Annotated in this window: 18 protein-coding genes and 1 tRNA gene; 14 read left to right on the top strand and 5 right to left on the bottom strand. The window is 33.7% G+C overall.

Features of this window, described 5'->3' with window-relative positions:
- Positions 1 to 83 precede the first annotated feature (83 nt).
- Positions 84 to 542, top strand: a complete 459-nt coding sequence (locus ACQ76T_RS09175) for a lipocalin family protein (protein ID WP_431343004.1) — start codon at positions 84 to 86, stop codon at positions 540 to 542.
- Positions 543 to 574: 32 nt separating this feature from the next.
- On the opposite strand, the gene ACQ76T_RS09170 is transcribed toward ACQ76T_RS09175, so the two are convergent.
- The 3 genes from ACQ76T_RS09170 to ACQ76T_RS09160 all read right to left on the bottom strand — a co-directional run bounded on the left by ACQ76T_RS09170 (position 575) and on the right by ACQ76T_RS09160 (position 5094).
- A complete protein-coding gene (locus tag ACQ76T_RS09170; protein ID WP_431343003.1) occupies positions 575 to 913 on the bottom strand; it encodes an Mpo1-like protein in 339 nt (112 codons plus the stop codon).
- A 150-nt stretch (positions 914 to 1063) separates the two neighbouring features.
- On the bottom strand, positions 1064 to 2746 hold the full coding sequence (locus ACQ76T_RS09165) for an APC family permease (RefSeq protein ID WP_431343002.1): 1683 nt from the start codon (positions 2744 to 2746) through the stop codon (positions 1064 to 1066).
- A 104-nt stretch (positions 2747 to 2850) separates the two neighbouring features.
- The gene (locus ACQ76T_RS09160; protein ID WP_431343001.1) at positions 2851 to 5094 is read right to left on the bottom strand and encodes a CocE/NonD family hydrolase; all 2244 of its coding nucleotides are present in this window, start codon (positions 5092 to 5094) and stop codon (positions 2851 to 2853) included.
- 253 nt (positions 5095 to 5347) lie between these two features.
- On the opposite strand from ACQ76T_RS09160, the gene ACQ76T_RS09155 reads away from it, so the two are divergent.
- The 5 genes from ACQ76T_RS09155 (at position 5348) to ACQ76T_RS09135 (ending at position 11740) form a co-directional block, all read left to right on the top strand.
- Entirely contained in the window at positions 5348 to 8311 is a 2964-nt protein-coding gene (locus ACQ76T_RS09155) for a tetratricopeptide repeat protein (RefSeq protein WP_431343000.1), read from the top strand.
- 3 nt (positions 8312 to 8314) lie between these two features.
- Positions 8315 to 8806 carry a hypothetical protein gene (locus ACQ76T_RS09150; protein WP_431342999.1) on the top strand — a complete coding sequence of 164 codons (492 nt, stop codon included), beginning with the start codon at positions 8315 to 8317 and terminating at the stop codon, positions 8804 to 8806.
- Positions 8807 to 8836: 30 nt separating this feature from the next.
- A complete protein-coding gene (locus ACQ76T_RS09145) occupies positions 8837 to 10606 on the top strand; it encodes a TonB-dependent receptor (RefSeq protein WP_431342998.1) in 1770 nt (589 codons plus the stop codon).
- A 75-nt stretch (positions 10607 to 10681) separates the two neighbouring features.
- Positions 10682 to 10755, top strand: a tRNA-Arg gene (locus ACQ76T_RS09140).
- A 265-nt stretch (positions 10756 to 11020) separates the two neighbouring features.
- The gene (locus ACQ76T_RS09135; protein WP_431342997.1) at positions 11021 to 11740 is read left to right on the top strand and encodes a hypothetical protein; all 720 of its coding nucleotides are present in this window, start codon (positions 11021 to 11023) and stop codon (positions 11738 to 11740) included.
- Positions 11741 to 11893: 153 nt separating this feature from the next.
- Here ACQ76T_RS09135 and ACQ76T_RS09130 read toward each other — a convergent pair whose 3' ends face one another.
- Complete coding sequence (locus ACQ76T_RS09130) at positions 11894 to 13078, bottom strand: hypothetical protein (protein WP_431342996.1); 1185 nt, start codon at positions 13076 to 13078, stop codon at positions 11894 to 11896.
- A 349-nt stretch (positions 13079 to 13427) separates the two neighbouring features.
- On the opposite strand from ACQ76T_RS09130, the gene ACQ76T_RS09125 reads away from it, so the two are divergent.
- The 7 genes from ACQ76T_RS09125 (at position 13428) to ACQ76T_RS09095 (ending at position 18742) form a co-directional block, all read left to right on the top strand.
- Positions 13428 to 14456, top strand: coding sequence for a helix-turn-helix domain-containing protein (locus ACQ76T_RS09125; RefSeq protein ID WP_431342995.1), 1029 nt, complete (start codon positions 13428 to 13430; stop codon positions 14454 to 14456).
- Between the two features lie 113 nt (positions 14457 to 14569).
- On the top strand, positions 14570 to 15685 hold the full coding sequence (locus ACQ76T_RS09120; protein ID WP_431342994.1) for a nuclear transport factor 2 family protein: 1116 nt from the start codon (positions 14570 to 14572) through the stop codon (positions 15683 to 15685).
- 156 nt (positions 15686 to 15841) lie between these two features.
- On the top strand, positions 15842 to 16108 hold the full coding sequence (locus ACQ76T_RS09115; protein WP_431342993.1) for a hypothetical protein: 267 nt from the start codon (positions 15842 to 15844) through the stop codon (positions 16106 to 16108).
- Positions 16109 to 16112: 4 nt separating this feature from the next.
- Positions 16113 to 16850 carry a GLPGLI family protein gene (locus ACQ76T_RS09110; RefSeq protein ID WP_431342992.1) on the top strand — a complete coding sequence of 246 codons (738 nt, stop codon included), beginning with the start codon at positions 16113 to 16115 and terminating at the stop codon, positions 16848 to 16850.
- Positions 16851 to 17362: 512 nt separating this feature from the next.
- Positions 17363 to 17530, top strand: a complete 168-nt coding sequence (locus ACQ76T_RS09105) for a hypothetical protein (RefSeq protein ID WP_431342991.1) — start codon at positions 17363 to 17365, stop codon at positions 17528 to 17530.
- A gap of 130 nt (positions 17531 to 17660) precedes the next feature.
- Positions 17661 to 18305, top strand: coding sequence for a hypothetical protein (locus ACQ76T_RS09100; RefSeq protein ID WP_431342990.1), 645 nt, complete (start codon positions 17661 to 17663; stop codon positions 18303 to 18305).
- Positions 18306 to 18382: 77 nt separating this feature from the next.
- Positions 18383 to 18742 (top strand): hypothetical protein, encoded by a 360-nt coding sequence (locus ACQ76T_RS09095; RefSeq protein WP_431342989.1) that lies wholly within the window; start codon positions 18383 to 18385, stop codon positions 18740 to 18742.
- A gap of 67 nt (positions 18743 to 18809) precedes the next feature.
- On the opposite strand, the gene ACQ76T_RS09090 is transcribed toward ACQ76T_RS09095, so the two are convergent.
- Positions 18810 to 19571 (bottom strand): trypsin-like peptidase domain-containing protein, encoded by a 762-nt coding sequence (locus tag ACQ76T_RS09090; protein WP_431342988.1) that lies wholly within the window; start codon positions 19569 to 19571, stop codon positions 18810 to 18812.
- 733 nt (positions 19572 to 20304) lie between these two features.
- Between ACQ76T_RS09090 and ACQ76T_RS09085 the strand changes: the two genes are divergently transcribed.
- Entirely contained in the window at positions 20305 to 20874 is a 570-nt protein-coding gene (locus tag ACQ76T_RS09085) for a 3'-5' exonuclease (RefSeq protein WP_431342987.1), read from the top strand.
- Positions 20875 to 20908: the final 34 nt, after the last annotated feature.

The following is a 20908-nucleotide window of genomic DNA, read 5'->3' as shown; positions in this document are numbered from 1 at the left end:
CCCCCCCCCCCCCCCCGAAACTGTTTGTTCTAATTATTGTATATTCGTATGAAATCAGATAAAAAAACACAACACAATCCATCATGCATAAGGTCTTTTCTCTTGCTTTACTTACCTCAGTATTTCCTTTTATGAATGCTCAAAAACTATCAAAAGACAATGTGATAGGTTTCTGGAAACTGAAAGAATCAGGATTTTATGAAAATAAAAAGAAGGTCATTAAAGATTTTGATAATTGTCGTCTGATGCGAAATTATTCTATAAGAGAAGATAGTTTTGCGGTTTATAACTATACTGAAGGGAATGTGGGAGATTGCAGCCCTTCTGAGCCGAGACTCTCATTTTGGAGGATTGTTGATAACAGAATTCAGTTTTATGTAGATGATAAAACTATTTTAGAAGAAGTTATTGTGACTTTTAACCAAGATAAAACCATCACATTTTCGGATTATAAACCTGAGCATATTAAAATGGATGGAGATGCATTAACAGAAAAAGTGATGAATACCATTCACTATGATATTCTTGAAAAGCAATATTAGTTAACTTAATATTAACCTGTATATTATATTCTTTATTCCTGATTCTGTGGCTGTTTGTTTGGGATTAAGAATTTCTGTTTTCCGATCAGGAGTTCAAAAAACAATCTGAAATCCGAAATTAAAGACCATATAGGGTATTTAAACGTTGCCGGTTTGTTCCTTTCAATAACGGCGTGACTGAACCATGCAAATCCATATCCGAAAATCGGAATATACCAAAGAAATCTTTCCTTTCCGGAGCTGATAACGTATCCTATAACGAAAAATACAAGCAGGGTTCCGATAAAGTGAAAAATGCGGGTTCCTGTTTTACTGTGTTCTGTAAGGTAGAACTGATAGAATTCTCTGTAGGTTTTTATTCTTTCAGACATGGTAGTGTAGTTTATTGATTCTTTGAAGGATATAGCAATAATGCTGCCGATTTTTGTCATAGAGTAAAAAGAAAAAGGCAAAATTGCAAATCGGTCTGCCAATGGTTTTCCTTTTTGCAATTTTGCCTTTTAGAGCTTTTTTTATTATTTCTAGCTATTCTTTAATTCCTTTCCAAGCTTACTGTTTTTGTATCCATAACAGAAGTAAATCACCATTCCGATCAGGAACCACATTCCGAACCAGAACCAGTTTTCGTGGCTCATTCCGGTAAGAAGATACAGACACGAGCTTAAACCGATTAATGGAATCAGAGAAAGATTTTTGATGAAGGTGACAACACATAAAATCAAATTAATGATAATAAAGAAGAAGATAGAGGCTCTGAATTCTCCTTCTTTAGGATCTGCCCAATCCATTAAAGTGGTGAAAAATTCCGGCTGCCATTTATAGAAAGCAAATAGTCCTCCAATAAAAATAACCGGGAAAATGATCTTACCATTCACATACGGAAGGTGAAATCTTCCCTTGATCTTTTCTTTAGCAGGAAGAAGAAGAACTCCCGCACAAACAAGTACAAAAGCGAAGATTGTTCCGATACTGGTAAAGTCAAGGATGAATGTTTTATCTGTAAACAAAATTGGAATACCCACTACAATTCCGGTAACAACAGTGGCGTATGATGGTGTTTTGTATTTAGAATGTACCTTTTGAAATCTTGCAGGCATCAATCCGTCACGGCTCATCGCATACCAGATTCTCGGCTGTCCCATCTGGAAAACCAATAGTACTGTTGTAATGGCCACAATAGCCACGAAGGAAACGATAAGCTCCATCCAGGCTACATTAGCATTTGTTTTTTCAAATATAAATGAAAGAGGATCTCCGACACCGTCAAATTTCTTATAATCTACCATTCCTGTTAACACAAGAGTTAATGCGATATAGATCACAGTACACAGAACAAGAGAGATGATCATTCCTTTTGGCAGGGTCTTTTGAGGATCTTTTGTTTCTTCAGAAAGCACACTTAAAGCGTCAAATCCTATATAGGCAAAAAATACTCCGGAAACAGCACTCATTACTCCAGCAAAGCCATTAGGCATAAAAGATGGAGTTCCCGTAGTGGGGCTTATTGGTGTCCAGTTTTCAGTGTTTACATAAGCAACTCCCACGAGAATGACTAACACAATGACTCCCAGTTTTAAGATGACCAATGAGTTGTTGAAGTTTTTACTTTCTTTCACACCTACGTAGCAAAGCCAGGTAATCAATCCGTTGATGACCAATGCCGGAACGTCTACAATGAATTTAAGGCTTCCTATGAGTGGCGCAGTTTTCCATGCATTTAATAATTCTTTGTTTTCTGAACCATATTGAAATGCTTTTCGCGCTTCGGTGTAACTACAGGTCAGATAATCGGGGATGTGCATTCCGAGACGGCTCAGAAAGCTGGTGAAATAATCCGACCAGGAAAAGGCAACATAGATATTTCCGAATGAATATTCCATAATCAAAGCCCAGCCGATCACCCAGGCAATAAGTTCTCCAAAACTTGCATAAGCATAAGTATAGGCAGATCCCGCAGTGGGAATTCTGCTGGCAAACTCAGCATAGCATAAAGCAGTAAAGCCGCAGGCAAAACCACAGATCAAATATAGAAGGATAACACCGGGACCTCCTCTGAAAACGGCTTCTCCCAAACTGCTGAAACTTCCAGCTCCGATAATGGCCGCAATACCAAAAAACACGATGTCCCACACGCCTAAGACTCTTAAAAGTCCCGTTGAAGTATCTGTATCTGAATAGATTTTTCTTCTAAAAAGTTGACTCATTCAATAACTATATTTGATTTGAAAAAAAGCAAATGTAATGATTTTTTATTTTGATGTTAACAGTCGTTAACAACATTTGGGTAAAATTCCCTGAACATAAGGCTTTACTCGTTGTATACAGGGATTTCAACATAGCTGTCGTTGTACCATTTTATCTCCAAAGGTTCCCCGGAATCCTTTATCGTTTCATCACTTACATCTTTTCCTGTACCATAATTGATCTGCCAGTTGGGATTTTTATTAACACCGACCAATAAAAGCAGCTTACTTCCTTTTTCCATCTTTTTACTCATAAAATAGGAATTGTTAATGGGGATCTGTTCTATTGTATTAGGCTCAAGAAGTTGGCGTACCTCATTATTCTTCGCATAGCTTGCTCTTACAATATGGGTTGATAATAAAAATGGTTTTCCATTTGGTGGAATCTGATATAAATACATATCTGTATCAAAATCCTTTTTGTTGATTGAAACATTGAAGAATCCCGATAGATTTCCACTGATGATTATGTCCTTATCCAGAACTTCGCTTTCAAAAGCAATTGAATGGGTTGATTTTACACTGTTTTGTTTATCAATTTTATAGTAAGATTCTTTTTGATCTCTGTTCTTAAGGTCAACAGTTTGTTTTGTGAAACTTTGAGTATCGGGTTTGTTAAAGACAGAAGATACATTCTTATGATCCTGAAGGTAGAATTTCAAAGTAGAGGTATGCATTTTATCAAGATTGGCGACATGTTTCCAGGTATTGGTGCTCATTACCTGAAAATTGATCCTGTCTTTTAAAATCTCGGGCTTTTTACCATCTTTAAGAATATAATCGAACCAGGAAAAAGCAAGATCATCAATGCTTATCCGAGCCACTGGATCGATTGGCTGCTGCCCATTTTGATAGGTGAAGCCAAAGCTTTGCGCTCCTCCATGATTGTAAGGCCCTATAACCAGATAATGATTTGCGTTTTTATTGTACTGATGGTGTTGCTTAAAATAATACAGTGCTCCAATCTGATCATCATCATAGTATCCCGTGGTCGTTAATATAGGAATGTTGATGTTAGAAAAATCTTCTTTATAAGGAACCATCTTTTGCCAATATTGATCATATCCCGGATGATCCAGCCATCTTTGGAATATTTTGCTGGGTTTACCGCTTATGGTATCCAGAGATCTGAAAGATTGACCGCTTTTATACCATTTTGTATTGATAGAGTCCCATTTTGTGGAATTCGCAAAGTCTTTTTCATCTGTAAGTTTGTTGTTGGTTACATACTGAATCCATTGCAGCATATAGTTCATAAATATATTATTCTGAGCAGGATAGTCGATTCCTATTCCTACAGCAACCTGCGGAACAATTGTTTTTAATGCAGGATGTAGCCTTTTTACGGCTGCCCATTGGCTGAATCCCAGGTAACTTCCTCCAATCATTCCCACTTTTCCGTTGCACCATGGTTGTTTACTTATCCAGTCGATCACTTCATAAATATCTTCTGATTCGTGCTCAAAAGGATTGTTCACATCATTGCTGTTTCTTTTACCGCGGGTATTCACTACTGCTCCCACATAATTATAGACAGCGGCTCTCTTTGCAAAAAAGTCATCAGATGAACCTGCGTAAATATTATTGGTAAGAATAACAGGCAATGGAGAGGTATTTTCTTTTTTTCTGGCAATGGTAATCGTAAGTGTATTTCCGTTTTTTAGATGAAGATCCTGAGTCTCCATAACGAATCTTTCTTTTTCTTTTAAATCCAGCAGCTGTGTTACCTGTGGCTTGATGCTGGAATAGGTTTTATAGTTTAAATAACTTTTACACAAAGCAAATGCTGTAGCAAAATCCATCGTTTTTTTCCCTTTTTGCTTGTCCAGTGCTTTTCTCAAATACATTCTGGAATCACCAACATTTCCGTTAACAGCTAATCCGACTTTTGGAGTTAATGAAACAGGGAGACTTTCATATTTTTGGTTGAATGCTGTTTGAAGAGCGTTGGAAAATGGAACTTTACCTTCTCTTTCAAGCATTTTAGCCATACTGTACAATTCGTAGCCGAGAAATCTGTACCCTGCCATGTTGTGATCAGCAAATTGATTACGATTTTCCGCAAGGGTGGAGAGCGATTGCTTATAATCCTGAGCTACGATCTGCAAACGGAATAAAGCATCTGAAAAGTCTAATTCATTCTTAGGTTTATACTTCTTCGATTGTATATGGGGAATAAGCTGTGAAGCGAGAATAGGCATCTGTTTTTCCAATATAACGGAGTCTGTTACAGCTGTTTCTGGAAAGTTGAATTTCTGAGCCTGAATCAGGTTGACAAAAATTAATGCTAAAAGTATCTTAAATTTCATATATAATATGTTAATGGTATGTTTTTAGCTGCTGTTGAAAAAGTATCAGATCAAATATGTTTTTGATGATTGATTACCAATTTGTTTATATTTTAAGCGACTAAATTAAGGATTTTTATCATTAAACAGTGAAATGGTTTCATTGTTATTAAATCGTTATTTTATGGCTTTAAATGTGCTAAAACTTGCCTAAACAATAAGTTTTTAATATTTTCGTTAACTTATTTAGACTAATTTTCTTATATAAAGAAGAATGAAATCAAAAAAAATACTTTTAGCGGCTGCTGTGATGTATTTCGGAATCTCCGAGGCTCAGCAGTCCCAATATTTTACCCAGAAAGAAAATTACAGATTCAATCTCGCTGAAAATCTTTACCAAACCAAGATATATAACGCCTCCCAATACGAATATGCAAGACAATATTTCTACAATCAGAATCTGTCGCGTTCGAAAAAGGAGGCGGCGCAGTTTTTTGATAATGTGATTGGGGTAATTCTTCAGAAAAACCATGCTGAGGAAGGTTTAACAGCTTTCATGAAAGAATATCCAAACTCTGCTTATTTTGCTCAGGCAAACTTACCGTTGGCAGATTATTATCTGGCTAAAAAAGATTTTGACAAAGCATTGGAGACTTTGAAAAAAGTAAACCAGTATCAGCTTTCAAAGGATGAAAATACACAGTATATTCTGAAATTGGGCTATGCAAAATTCATGACCGGAGATTCAAAAGGAGCAACGGATGCACTTGAAGAGGCTTATAAATCTGCAGATCAGTCTCAGAAAGGCGATATCGCCTATATGCTGGGACATTTGTATTACAGCAACAGGCAGAATGATAAAGCTTTCCAATATTTTGACTCGATAAAAAATCAGGATAAATTCTCAAAATTGGTTCGTCCTTATTATGTACAGATGTATTATAATGATAAGAACTACGACAAGGCGATCTCAGAAGGAAATGCCCTGCTGAATGAGAGTATTTCTGAATCTTATAAAGCAGAGGTTCATAAGATCATCGGAGAAAGTTACTTCATGAAGAATGATTATACTTCTGCCTATCCTCACTTAAAAGATTACCTGAGTGTACAGCAAAATCCATCTGAAAATGATTTATATGAGATGGGATTCGTGGCTGCTCAGCTGAAAAAATATGATGAAGCGGTTTCTTATTATAACCAGCTTCTGAACAGCAATTCGGCATTGGCACAGAATGCTTACTATCAGTTAGGAAATGCTTATCTGGCGGTAGACAAAAAGCAGGAAGCACTTTCAGCATTCCGTTCTTCTTACCAGATGGATTATGATGCGAAAGTAAAAAAACTGGCTCACGAACAATACGCCAAATTGGGTTATGACATCGGAAACCCGTTCGAAAGTCCGTCTGCAGTAATTCAAAGTTATATCAACGATAACCAGAATGCTGGAAATGCTTCAGAAATGAGGTCTTTATTGGTGAAGTCCTATCTGTATTCAGGAAACTATAAAGAAACATTAAATGCAATCGACAGACTGCAGAGTTCTACCCCTGAAATCAATAAAGTAGATCAGGAAGTTTCTTATTTATTAGGAACGGAAGAATTTAACAAAGGAAATTACGATGAAGCTGAGAAATATTTCTTAAGAAGTCTTGGTTTCAATATCAATAAAGAATTCAATAGCAGAGCCTTGTACTGGCTGGCACAGGTATATTATCAGAAAGGGAATTATCCTTCAGCAATTGTACGTTACGAGAAACTTCTTAACGAGAATTTCCCTGAGAAGCAGCAATTGCCTTATGATTTAGGATATGCCTATTTCAAATCTAAGAAATTTGATCAGGCAGAAACATATTTCAAACAGTATCTTGCCAATCCGAAACCTGAGTTTAAAAATGATGCAGAACTTCGTCTGGCGGATATTCATTACGCCAATAACGATCTGAATGAAGCGATTGCGATCTACGACAAAAATGTGGACGCAACAGATTATACTCTTTACCAAAAAGCAATGGCTCTAGGCTTTAAAGGGGATACTCAGGCAAAAATTACAAACCTTAAAAACCTTTTATCAAAATATCCGGATTCCGAATATTATGATGATGCTCAATATGAGATAGGAACGGCTTATGCGGATCAGGATGATTTTGCCAACTCTAATGATTATTTTGGAAAAGTCATTAAAACTTCTTCAGACAAAGATTTAATTGCTAATGCTTCTATTTACAGGGCTCAGAATTATATCGATCAGAATCAGAATGACAAAGCGCTTTCAGAACTGAAATCTCTTGGTGAACAGTACAAAAATACAGCGTATGCTCAGAAAATTGTTCAGGCTGCGAAACCTCTGTTCACGAAAAACGGAGATGTTTCAGGATACGAAACCTTTGCAAGAAATATCGGAGTAAATGTTGATGCTTCAGAAATTGATGAGATCAACCTGTCTACCGGAAAACAATACTTCGCTAAGAAAGATTATAAAAATGCTATTTCTTATTATGAAAAGTATCTGACGCAGAATCCTACGGGAGAAGGTCTTTACCAGGCTAAGTATGAATTGGGAGAAAGTTATTATCAAACTAATAATTCAACAAAAGCTTTACTTGTATTGCAGGAAGTGGCTGGAATTCAGAATGATTACCAGGATGATGCACAAACTCGTTTAGCTCAAATCTTTATTGCACAAGGGAATACTTCGGAAGCGAAAAAGTACCTTGAAGGCATCAGAAACTCTTCAAATATTGGGATTAAAAATTATGCAAACGTTGAGCTGATGAAACTTTACGCTGATGAGAAAAACTTCTCAGAAGCTGAAAAATTAGCCAATGCAGTGATTGCCAATTCTAAAAACTCAACAGCAGTTATTGAAACAGCAAAAGTAATTAAGGCAAGAAGTTTGATGAATGCAGGAAAAGATAAAGATGCACAGGCCGCTTATTCTTCTCTCGAAAAATCTTCAAATACTTCGGTTGCAGCAGAAGCATTGTATGCCAAAGCATATTATCAGAATAAAGGAAAGGCATTTAAATCTTCTAACGAAACCATCTTTAAGCTGGCTAATAATTATTCATCAGAAGAATATTGGGGTGCGAAAGCGTTGGTACTGATGGCGAAAAACTATATCGGTCTGAAAGATAATTATCAGGCAAGTTATACATGTGATCAGATTATTGCCAACTATAAAGACTTCCCGGAAATCGTTGCAGAAGCGAAAGAAGTTAAAAAGCAGATCAAGAAATAGAGAATGAAAGTGTTTAAAATTTCTGCATATTCTTTTTTAGTCTCAGCTTCCCTTTGGAGCTGTATACCATCATATAATGCCTATCCCAAGGAATATCGCCATGCAAAGGCTGATTTTCCAAAGCAGAAAGCTTTTGTGGTGAACAAAGAACTTAAGAAAGAGTTTGATATTTTAAAACATTCGGAAATTTATGAAATTGTAGAAGACAGTACTCATGCAGCGAAAATAACTCTGCATCCCATGATGACCCGTACTCCTTCTTGTGGAAACCCAATGATTGGAAGTATGCTCACCGTTGGGTTACTGCCTTCGGGATTTCCTTACGATATTGCTTATAGCTATGATGTAGCAGATAACAGCACAACGAAAAATTATCAATACAAATTACAAGTTTATCAAAGCCTTTGGCTGTTTAATATATTCAGACTGGGGAAAACTTTTTCAAAACAGTCAGGAAAAGCGCTATTGGGAAACTATATGGCTTCCAATAAATAAAAGCAGTTATATTTTTCAAATAAAGAAAATATGAACAAGAAAATTCAATTATTATCTATAATATTTTTAGGGATTTCGTCGGTGGCGTTTTCTCAAATCAAGGAAGAGAAACTGGTTCTTAACAAGAAAAGAGAACCGGAAGTGAAGAAGATCGAGAAGAAGAAGACTTCCATAGAAACCATTAAGAATTACCCACCTGAGGAGAAATCCCAGAATCCTGTGAAATATACCATCACAGACGTTCCTGCGGTTTCAGATTTTAAAACATCAACCATTCAGGGACAGGATGTAACTCCAAAGTTTGACGGAACAGCCCAAAATAACTATGTTCAGTTTGGAATGGGGAATTATGGAAAAATTCTATTGGATGGAAATGTTTCCAAAACCCTTGAAAATAAGCTTGAAGTAGGAGGGGATGTTCATGTACTTTCTACCAATGGTCTAAAAAAAGAGTACGACTGGAATTCAAAACAAACCTCGGCTGCATTTGCTGCTTTTCTAAATTCTTATGGAGAAAAAGGAAAGTTCAACATCAATGCTGAATATGGCATGAATAACTATAATTATTATGGAATTTATGCTTTGGAACCTTCGGCGGATGTTGATCTGAAGCAGAGAGTCAATCAATTTAAAGTAAACGGGTATTATGACTTTTACTCCAATGAGATTCTTAATGATGTAAGAGTGAAGTCGTCTTTCCTGAAAGATCATTTTGATGCTCAGGAAAACCAGGTTTCCATTTTGGCTAATTTCTCTAAGCATGCTGTAGAATTAGGAAAATCAGGAATTAACCTGAATGCTGACTTAGGCGTTGGATTGGAAGCTGTGAAAACGGACTTCGCGATCAGAGATAAGAATTCTGCGAATTTCTTCAATACAAGCCTTACTCCGAAAGTAACTTTCAGAAAAGGGGAGTCTTATTTGATGTTAGGTTCTTCTTTCTCATTCCTGAATGCTAAAAATTCGAATGATCTGATGGCTGAACGTTTAAAAAACAATAAAACATATTGGTTTCCACAGGCTGAGTTTCAGGTGGCTGCTGCTAAAGAATTTAAATTTTATGGTGGGGTAGACGGAGGTCTTAAGCTGAATACGTATGGCGATATGTTACAGGTAAATCCATTTATCATTTCTGACCAGTATTTAAAGCCAACAGAGACGAAATATCATTTCTATGTAGGATTGAGAGGAGATATTGATGAAACGTTGAAATATGACTTCTCTGCAGGTTTTGGAAAGATGAGAGATATTATGTTCTTTAAAGCAAATGGCCTTTTTGATAATGTATATACGCTTAACCGTTCTGCCTACAATTTTGCCAATACATTCTCCGCAGTATATGATGATGGAAATGTAAGCGATATTAAAGGGAGCGTGCAGTATTTCCCATTGGAAAACCTAGTTATTGACGGAGAAGTAAGGTTTACAAAGTACAGTTTGAAGAATTATGACAATATTTACAACGTTCCTTTACTGAATGCAAGCATCGGCGCAAAATATACCATGCTGGATAAAAAGTTACTGTTAGGGTTCAAAGGAATCTTTGCAAGTGACAGAACAACAAACTCTTATGGGATTGAAGGAGTAGGTGCTCCGAACATGATTTTCCAGTCAACAGAGAACACGAATGATAAAGTTGGAGGATATGCTGATTTAAATCTTTCCGCAGAGTATAAAATTCACAAAAATTTCAGTATTTTCGCACTCGGAAATAATCTTCTAAGCTCAAAATACCAGACGTACAAAGGATATAAAGTCCTGGGTGCACAGATTCTGGGAGGTGTGAAAATTACTTTCTAAAATATAAGCAATGAGTAATTAGTAATAGGCAATATTTGCATTACTTATTATTAATTACTTATTACTAATAAAATCGGCTGCGTAGTTCAACTGGATAGAATATCAGATTTCGGCTCTGAGGGTTGGGGGTTCGAACCCCTCCGCGGTCACAAAAGCTCCTTTTTTAGGGAGCTTTTTTTATGGATTATCATAAACAACGATGATGCATTCTATCGTGTTTTTACAGAAATAGAAGGAAAGAAGCCATTATTCAGCCAGAAAGCTACCATGGAGAAAGTCGGAATAAATGACTGGATAAAATGCAAGATGAGATTAAGAAAGAAATACTAACACCACCAAATACAGGGGTTCTCCAATAATATACAAGCTTTCTTTTTAAGAGGGCTTTTTGTTATATTTGTGAAAAACTAAAACATGGAATCCATTATAAACTTTGATACAATATTAACAGCGAGAAAGTATTTTATAAAAGAAGCGGCTGAACATTATAAAAGAGTACTTGAAAGCAAAAATATTGATACTGAAACATTATCCAAATTATCTATTGGAGAATTAAGAATAAAAATAGATGAAATAAATAATCTTATTAATGATGAACAATTTATTGCAAAGGAAACGTTAAATTATAACAATAAGATCCATTTCACAGTTACTGAATTTCCTGATAGTTATTCTGGATTTAGATTTAATATCAAACATCACCTTTATTCATTGTTAGAATATGCTAAAAACCGATTAAATCAACTAGAAGAAATTGACAAAATTGAATCGGTAAAAAATACAGCACTTACTCTTCCTGAGAATGAGAATAGAGAAAAATTATTAGGACAGCTTGAAGAATTAAGGGAAAAATTACAAGTAAATATTAATGAGAAAGAAGGTAATCCCCCAAATTTGTTGGATGAAATCATACTCAAGGAACGTAATATGAAGCTTCTAGAAATGAAATCGGAAATCATTCTTAAGTTTATCAAAAGAGAATCAATTGCATCAATATTTGGAGCTTTCTTATTATTGATAATAGGTATTTGCTTGTTAGCTATGATGTTTATTGGACATGAACCGTTAAAAATTGTTGAGAGTGCATTTCTTCTAATTCTAGGATACTTCTTTGGGCATAGTAAAAGCGAATAATAAAAACAGCCCCTTAATGGGGGCTTTCTACTTATTTAAGTATAATTTCGAAACCTTTTCATAGTCTTTAAAATCATAAGCAATTTCTGTAAGGGTAGATTGTAATTTAATGTATAATGATTCTCCTAAGTCATATTGCAATCAAATTAGCCATTACATTTTTATATCATACATAAAATTTAAAATACTATTTTTAGCAATATTGCATATTAAATCGTATTTGGGAAGTAACTGCTCAGATATAGTATTTTCATTAAATATATTAGTACCTTCAAAAAATGTGTTTCTACTATGTGGGTCTCTATGTGGAGGCTGTTTACCTTGATGAACGAATTCTGAACGATACTTGTACGTTTTTTTTATAATTTCTTTTATTTCATTTTCATTTAGATCTTCTATTTGTATTCCAGTAAAAGATCTTTCAATTTCTTGTTTTGAAGTTTTTATACCAAAATTATCTAAAGAAGTATAATCTATTTTATTGATAAATTCTTGTAATGGACTTTTTAGAACTGCATTCCACTTTTTATATGGAAAATAAGTCATTATAAATTGTACATATCTCTCGCTTAGATATTGGTTGCCACCTCGAGACCTTTTATATTCTTTATATAGTTCTAAAAAGTCAGTATCTGTTTTGCTTTTATTCTTCCAAGTACTTTCTTTAAAATGCTTTTCTTTAACTTTATCTCTACTTATAGCTAATTGGGCTACAGATTCAATACTGGCAACAATTAATTGATATGCGAGCCCAAAGTCTTCACGTTTGTTAGCTAGTGACATTTGAACCATCCTTATACTTTGCATAATTGATGAATAATTTTTGTATTCAATTTTGTATAAATGTTCAATTAACAATTTGGTTTGGTCGAATACAATTCTTTCTTCATCGAGATCTAATTGCCAACTTTCAGCACTTGGACCACATGTTATAATGGGATGATTTACTGCAAACGTATTTAATATTTCCTGACAAGTTATATTGGGAAGTTGATTATGAAAATAATGATTTTTTATAGCTTTGAAATGACGTAAAGAAATGAATGATAATATTGAACTTAATGCTTGACTGTACAAGGGAGCCGATAGTCTATTAACTTCTTTATTAATTTTCACGTAACTAATAAACGCATTGTGATACATTGACAACTTAACCTCTCGACTGGGCTCTACTGTAAAAATTCCTATTTCCCAAGTTTGTGTAATTACAAAAGGAGAAAGTATAACACAATAACAATTATCAATTGGATCAAATATAAAAGGTTCTTTTTTCGAGCTTCTAAATGCTTCTATGCATTCATTAAACAAAGTTTGATCAGCGATTATTAATCTTGACATTTTTATTTTAAAGTTAAATATTTTTATTAAACGTTTTATTATGGATTTCCGTAATGTAGTGTTAACTCTTTTCTTTAAGCATAAAGAAAAAGTTCTGTAGTTGATGTATATGTTTTATTTCAAAAGAAATCCCCGCTCCGCAGAGTCTCCAGGCTTTGAGTTAATAGAAACTATTTTGTTGTAAGAACAAAGGTTTTATACCAACATTAGTAAAGTGCTTTCTAAAAAAGTTTTCACTAAATTTGGCATATCGGCTTTGTAAAGAAATTTTGTGGTAAGAATCTAACCATATCATGAATCCAGAAACGATAACAGCTAATAACTCCAAAATGAAACAGATTTTAAAATAATGGAAATCGACAATCAAATATTGTTTTTTTTAAGTGCTATAGGCGTCTTTAATAGTATTGTTTTGGGATTCTATTTTTTATTTTTCAAGAGAAATAAAGGTATATCCGATGTATTTCTGGGGCTTTTATTATTATCTTTAAGTACAAGGATCGGAAAATCTGTATTTTATAATTTTAATCCGCAGTTGTCTAAAACGTATTTACAAATAGGTTTGTCGGCTTGTTTTTTTATTGGTCCTCTATTGTTTTTTTTTGTTAAATCAATACTGCAGAATCTTAATGATTCTTTTGCAAAATATAGCCTCATTTTTATATTGATGGCTATAAGTATTTTTGGTTTTCTTTTTCCATACCAAGAAAATCCTGAGATTTGGAGGGGAATCATTTATTATTCTATCAATATTCAATGGTTTGTTTTTATAGTATTATCCATTTATGAGGCAAGACCTATTTTTAGGAAGTTGGTCAGGAATCGCAAGCAGATTAGCTATCAGGAAACCTGGATATTGTCAGTTATCTGTGGTGTTTTTGCAATCTGGCTTTCCTATTCTTTATCGAGGTATACTTCATATATTTCCGGGGCTTTGACTTTTTCTTTCAGCTTTTATATTTCTTTCCTTGTGATTTATTATGCAAAAAACAAAACGTTAATTTCTGTGGTTAGTAAAGAAAAATACGTTAACAAAATAGATGAAAAGCTGGTAAAGGAAATTCAGGAAAAAATTAATATACTTTTTGAAACAAGGAAAATCTATACTAATCCTGATCTCACTTTATCCATTTTAGCAAAGGAATTAAATGTTCGCCCTCAATTACTATCTCAATTTATTAATGATAATTTGAATAGAAGCTTTACACAATTCATCAATGAATATAGAATAGATGAAGCAAAGCGACTATTAAAAGAAAATACTCAGTTGAAAATAGATGCGGTGGGTTTTGAATCCGGGTTTAATTCGAGCAGTACATTTTATAGTTCATTTAAAAAAATCACAGGAACTACGCCTTCAAATTACCAAAAAGCATGATTTTTCACTCCTAAAATATACATTCGGACTTCGTTATGATAAAGCTGGAATGATTTAAAAACTAAGCAATATACTTTTGCGGAACATTTTTAAATCATTAAAATCCAACGTTTATGAGAGAAATCTTTTTCGCAATTTTATTTGTACTCCTGTCAAATAATTGTTTTGCACAATCTGAACAGTCTCACATTGAGAATTGTATTCAAAACTATATTAATGGGACATCGTATAATAAGCCAGAGAATATTAGTGAGGCTTTTTATCCTGAAGCTAATCTTTTTCTAAGCCACAAAGAAAAACCTTTGTGGATTGTTCCGGTTTCTGAATATGTAAGCTGGTTTCAAAAAGGAAATAAAGGAGAATTTAACGGTCGTATAGGCAGAATCATCTCTATAGAATATTTTAATGATATTGCTATTGCAAAAGCCGAAATTCTTATTCCAGAAAGAAAACAAGAATTTATGGATATGTTTTTGTTGAAAAGAATTCAGGGTCAATGGAAAATAATCAGCAAATCAGCGAGCAGTAAATCCAGTAATAAAACAGGGAAAAAAGTATTATTCATTGTTTCCAATGCTCATTATTACGGAAAATCTACTATTTCAACGGGAAATAGCTTTGCCGAAATCGTAAACGCTTATGATACTTTTGTCAATTCAGGGTATACAGTTGATTTTGTAAGCCCGAAAGGCGGCGATATTCCTTTAGCCTATATCAATACCTCTGACAGCCTGCAAAAGCAATATTTATATAGTCCGGACTTTATGTACGCCATAGGACATACTTTGAACCCAAAACAAATTGATTATAAAAATTACAAAGCAGTTCATTATATTGGCGGTGGAAGTGCTATGTATGAGGTTCCTGATAATTCAGATATTCAACGCATTGCGATGCAGGTATATGAAGATAACAACGGCATTATTTCTTCGGTGTGTCACGGAACAGCGGGTATTGTTAACTTAAGAACTAAAAATGGTAAATTCTTAGTTCAGGGAAAGACGATAAGTGGATATCCCGACTCTTTTGAAAAACAGGACGGGGAATATTTTAAACACTTTCCATTCTTAATCCAGAAGACCATAGAAGGAAGAGGTGGAACTTTTAAATTTTCAAAGGGAAATGTATCTCACGTTGAACAAGACGGCCGAATTATTACTGGACAAAATTTTCAATCGTCCAATGGTGTTGCTCTAAAAATTATTGAATTGATTGAGAAAAATAATTAGGATAAAGTTCGCATTTTTTGTCTAATATATTATACATGGTTAGGGGCTTTGTTAAAAGCAAATTATGTAATAATCATTCGTATTTGTATAAAATATGAGTAGCTCAAATTTTTATTTTTGTTAAACAAAAAAATAACTACGAAAGAACTTTTAGTAATGGCAACTATTGCAGTTGCAGGTTTAGTAAGTGCAAAAGGTTCTGTTGAGGCAAAATCTTCAAAAAGTAAAAAAGCTACAGTAACTTTTCAGCTATGTGGTGTTACTGTTACTTTCTACAATAGCGCTGGCCAGATAACAGGACAACAAATGTACACTTCAGATCAACCAAATTTAAACTCTTGCATGGCTTATCAAGCGGGTGTAATTGCTAATTTAAGAGCTCAAGGTTATCGAGTGCAACAGATGAATGAAGACCTAAATTAAAATTATGATTAAGACTCTTTTTATATTTCTTATTTCTATTTATGGAACGCTATGTTCCCAAGTAAATAAAATCCATATACAATATTTGAACGTACGTTCACCGATTGCAAACATTTATGAAGACCTTTACACTGATGGGGCTAATGTTTTGTCAAAGCAAGATGGTAATATTATGTTTACTGATGGTGGAAAAAGTAAATTTCATAAAGACTTTTATTTTATTTCTAAAATAAATGCTAATGGAAAAAATAGAGACTTTTTCTATACTCAATATTTGGAAAACAATGGGGATTATTTTATTCATGATAATGTACCAGCAGCAGTTTGGTCTATAGATGATAAGAGTACTAAAAAGATTCTTGGTTATGAATGTATTAAGGCAACTACTATTTTCAGAGGATCGCTTATTACAGCATATTTTACAAAAGAAATTCCTTATTCAGTTGGGCCCTTTAAGTTTTTTGGACTTCCAGGAGCAATCCTTTATGTAAGAGCTGATGGTAAAAATTATGATATTTGGAAAGCTGTCAAAATAGACATTGACGACAAAACAAAAATTGACTACAATCCACAATTTGAAAACTTCACTAAAATACAAGTGAAAGATTTTATAAAATTAAGAGACGAGAAAGCTAAATCATTCATGAATAATGCTCAGGTGGCTGGAAGTACAGGTAAAGTAGTAAGTGTAAGATTTGACGTAGAGAAAACCTTTGAATGGGAAGATAAGCCGACGAATTAATTTTAGCTAAATTGCTAATTATAAAAAAAGCACCTGTATCAAGCAGGTGCTTTTGATTTTACAGGTTAGGAACTACTTTCCACAACTGTTATTTTCATGATTTGTCTCTACTTCTTTATATCTGTACGATTTTTAATTTTATCCAAGGTTAAGTTTCTTTTTCTTTTTAAATCATCTTCTACATTTCTGAAATTTTTAATTTATTGTTAACTAGTGTTGGGATTACAATGTACAGATAATACAAACTCTAGGCTTACGGTTTTCCGTAGAGTTATGACTACAATCATATTCTGAAAAATACATAAAAGATAAATTTGTTTACTTGAAAATTCAGATTACTGAAATCTACAGTTTCCTTCTTCGGAAGGGATTATCTTATTCTCTATATAGAGTTTATAATTAGCTTTATCCTCGGAGAGATCCGGGGATTTTTAATTTTTATTATTATTTTATATTAAATCCCTTATTGGAGAATATCTTATATATTGAGCTCCGAATTAAAAAATCAAACCATGAAGAACTTAAAGAGAATCTCTAAAGAGAAATTAGATACTCTATTTCCTAAAGCCCTCTTTCTACGAAATAATGATGCCAGTCAATCGAAACCAGCCAATATTCAGCCAGAAGGCGACAATAAAGAAAGCCAGGATCAAGGACGTAGATGCGGAGATCAATTTTGAATTTGAGAAAAAATAAAGTGTAGACTTAATAAAATAAATTGTTTTTATTTGAATAAACAATTGTAAAATACATTATGTTTTGTAGATTCAATAAATTTTCTATCTTTGGGACTTAACTAAACTAATAACTATGAAAAAATTACTTCTGCTAGCAGGCAGTATGTTGCTATTTTCTTGTACAGCAAATGAAGAAATAGAAAGTGAGGGAAAATCTACACTATCTGAAGCACAAATCCAAGCTTTTAAAAGAGGTTCAGAACAAGGTTCTTCCGGTGATCCTGTTACTTTTAAGTGTGGTTCAACAAGCTACATTAATCCTATCAATGTAAATCCAAGTTATCCGTACATCAATAATTACGAGGTGCTATACAAGGAAGGAACTCCAATGTGGGGTAGAAACCAGATATACCTTGATAAATTTGTTGCACAGGCTTTATTTCCGTCTGTAACGAACCCTTTTCTGGGTGGTCCAACAATTTACTATGGATATAATGCATACGGTGATTTCCTGAGCGATCCTGCACCTTATAATTATAATCCCGAGTATTCGTATGGGCAAGACGCTAATAATGCCTCTTACTTTGGAGATATATTCCCGGATAGTGGACCAATGACGAACGATGCAGCTAATACAGTTTATCATTATTTTAAAAATTATATTGACCAGTGGACAGCTCAAGGTAAGCATGTAGTAGCAGTACACATTTATACTGAAAGCTATCTATGTACTCCTGCAGCAAAAGGGATATCAATGAGAGTGAAACTAAGTAATTAAATATCCACTTACTTTAATGCTGATAACGGCCTTCTCTTTGAGAGGGCTTTTTGTTATATTTGTGGAAATTAAAAATTATGGAGACAATCAACAAGACATTTGAATTAGAATTGGAAGGCACACCTGTGAAAGGAATTATTACAACCTTATCTGATAATGAGATAGATGAAATTAAAAATTTAGGAAGTAAAGAATATTCAGGAACAGTTTTTAAAACTTTAGTATTAACAGTTCCAGAATTAGGAGCAACATATTTTGAAACTGAAACGCCAAAAATTTATGTTGTAGGATATAAAGGAAAAGAGGGGCAATTAGGATCAATTGAGAGTGGAGAATTTAAGCCTTTAGACAGTGAAGATATGATAGTTAGAAAAATTTCACTAAATATCCTACAAGTATTACTCATAAATAGCAATACTGGCCACTTTACAAATTAAATAAAACAGCCCCTTAATTGGGGCCTTTTTGTTGTACATAAGTAAAAGAATTAATAGGCTTTGGCGTTCATAGCTTTTGATAATATTGTTTAAATATTTCATGAAGACACGATGGCTTAAAAACTCTTCCTATCTCTATATCATTGCCTATTCTTCCAGAATAGATTCCTAAAAAGTTGATTGGTGCTTCACTAAGGCCTATTGCTATATTATTACCGATTACTGTTTGTCCTTTACTTATACAATAGACAGGTGATCCACTCATGCCCTCTCTTGTGGATGCATCTATAAGAAAAATCGGTCTGTCGTCGTGGTCAATTTCTAATTCGCTTGCAATAGTACCGCTTTTCCATATTGGCAATTTCCCGGCTGTACTGATGCCTTTTGGAAAACCTACTATACTACACATGTCTGTTACTTGTTTTTCAAATTCCTCGGGAATTAACGCATCAAAAGCATTGTGAATGTCCACGTCGTCATAGGTTGGCAGCTTGATTGCAACCACATCAATAGCCCTTCCTCGAGGATGCTCAATGTAAGTGATTTGAAAATTTTCGTCTATAAGAGGTATTCTCTTTTCAATCCATTGATTAGTAGATCCTTTTTTTAGAAAATGGACATTTAAAATTTCTGGATTTGTATGCCCATTGCTAGAGAGCGGTGTATTTGTTTCAGAGTTTATACCGGTTACACAGTGCCAATTTGTAATAAGAAAATTTTCTCCTGTTTTCACTTTTAAAGTAAACGCAGTTCCAATTGCTAACGGTTCAGTGGAACTTTCGTTTAAAAAGCATTCGATGAATAAAGAACATTTTGTTAAGTGATGCATTAATTAGTTTTAGTTCAAAGTTAGCTCTTTTCCTTTAAGTGCGAAGAAAAGGTTTTGGAATTCATGAACATACTTTACTTCTAATTCATCATCATAGTCTCCTAATTTAACTAACCAGCCTTTAGACGAAAGACAAATGAAATCTCGATGAGAAATACCGCTCTCTAAAGTGTATTCAAATTGATCTGCATATTCATCTAAAGTTAATATCAGGATGAAGTACTATTTCGTCTTGTATCCATTTTTCGAAGTCTATTTTTGCTTTTCCTGTTAACATAGTTCTACTTTTTAAGCCACCCAAGAAGTCGCTGAGTGTATAAGTTTAGTTTAGCTTTTGTTTTCTTAAAATTAATTCTTCAGGTAATGCTCTATATGAGTATGATGATTTACAATATTACTTGTTTTTATTTAATACTAACTAAGCTGCCTTTAAACATAATAATTAAACCTAAGTAATATTTGAAAAAATACGGAAATAACTTGAAGTAAATATGCAGACTTGTGGTAAAGCCAATCCTCAAAATACACATAATACAGAACCTAAAAGATTTAAATTACAATTATCCGAAAATTATTATATATGCCAATAGATTACGTAGTAAAAATATACCTTTGAGGAATTGTTATAAAAATACATTTTAATTAGCTACAGAAATGGCTTTGCAAAAGTTATATAGAGTGATGCAATATGTTAATATGAGAATTGAGTAGCAAGAGAATTTAAAACTATAATATGAAATTTTCAAGTGATTTAGTGATTTATGATTTAGAAGGAAGTTGTAAAACTTTTGGAAGAAATGAAATAAATGAAACGAATATAATAGAAATAGGGGCTGTAAAATTAGATAAGAAAACCTTTGAAATAAAAAGCGAATTCTCAATTTTAATAAAACCGAAACATTTTCCAATTCTACCTGAAATTACGGATATTACAAACATTACCAATGAAATGGTAGAAAATGAAAAATATTTTGATGAAGCAATTCCCTTGTTTTTAGATTGGTACGGAGAAAAAAACAAATCAACGCTGGCGGGTTGGGGATTGTACTACGACTTACCGCTTTTGAGGAAGGAATTTACAGAATTTGGACTTGATTATCATCAGTATTTTGTTGGCGGAGGTTTTGATATCAGAGCACTAGGGGTGTATTGGCTGGCCAAAAAGAACATTTCTACCTCTGGAATTTCATTAGAAAGAGTTTTAGAAAAAATGAATATAAAAGAAGAATTTAAATTTCACAGAGCGTTAGATGATGCCAGAGCAACAGCATTGATATTACAACACATTCTTAATGAAAAATAATGACCTTCTAATAATTGAATAACCATCATAAATC

Source organism: Chryseobacterium sp. JK1, assembly GCF_050632815.1.
In the GTDB taxonomy this organism is placed as follows: domain Bacteria; phylum Bacteroidota; class Bacteroidia; order Flavobacteriales; family Weeksellaceae; genus Chryseobacterium.
This window is presented reverse-complemented; position numbering and strand designations above follow the sequence as displayed.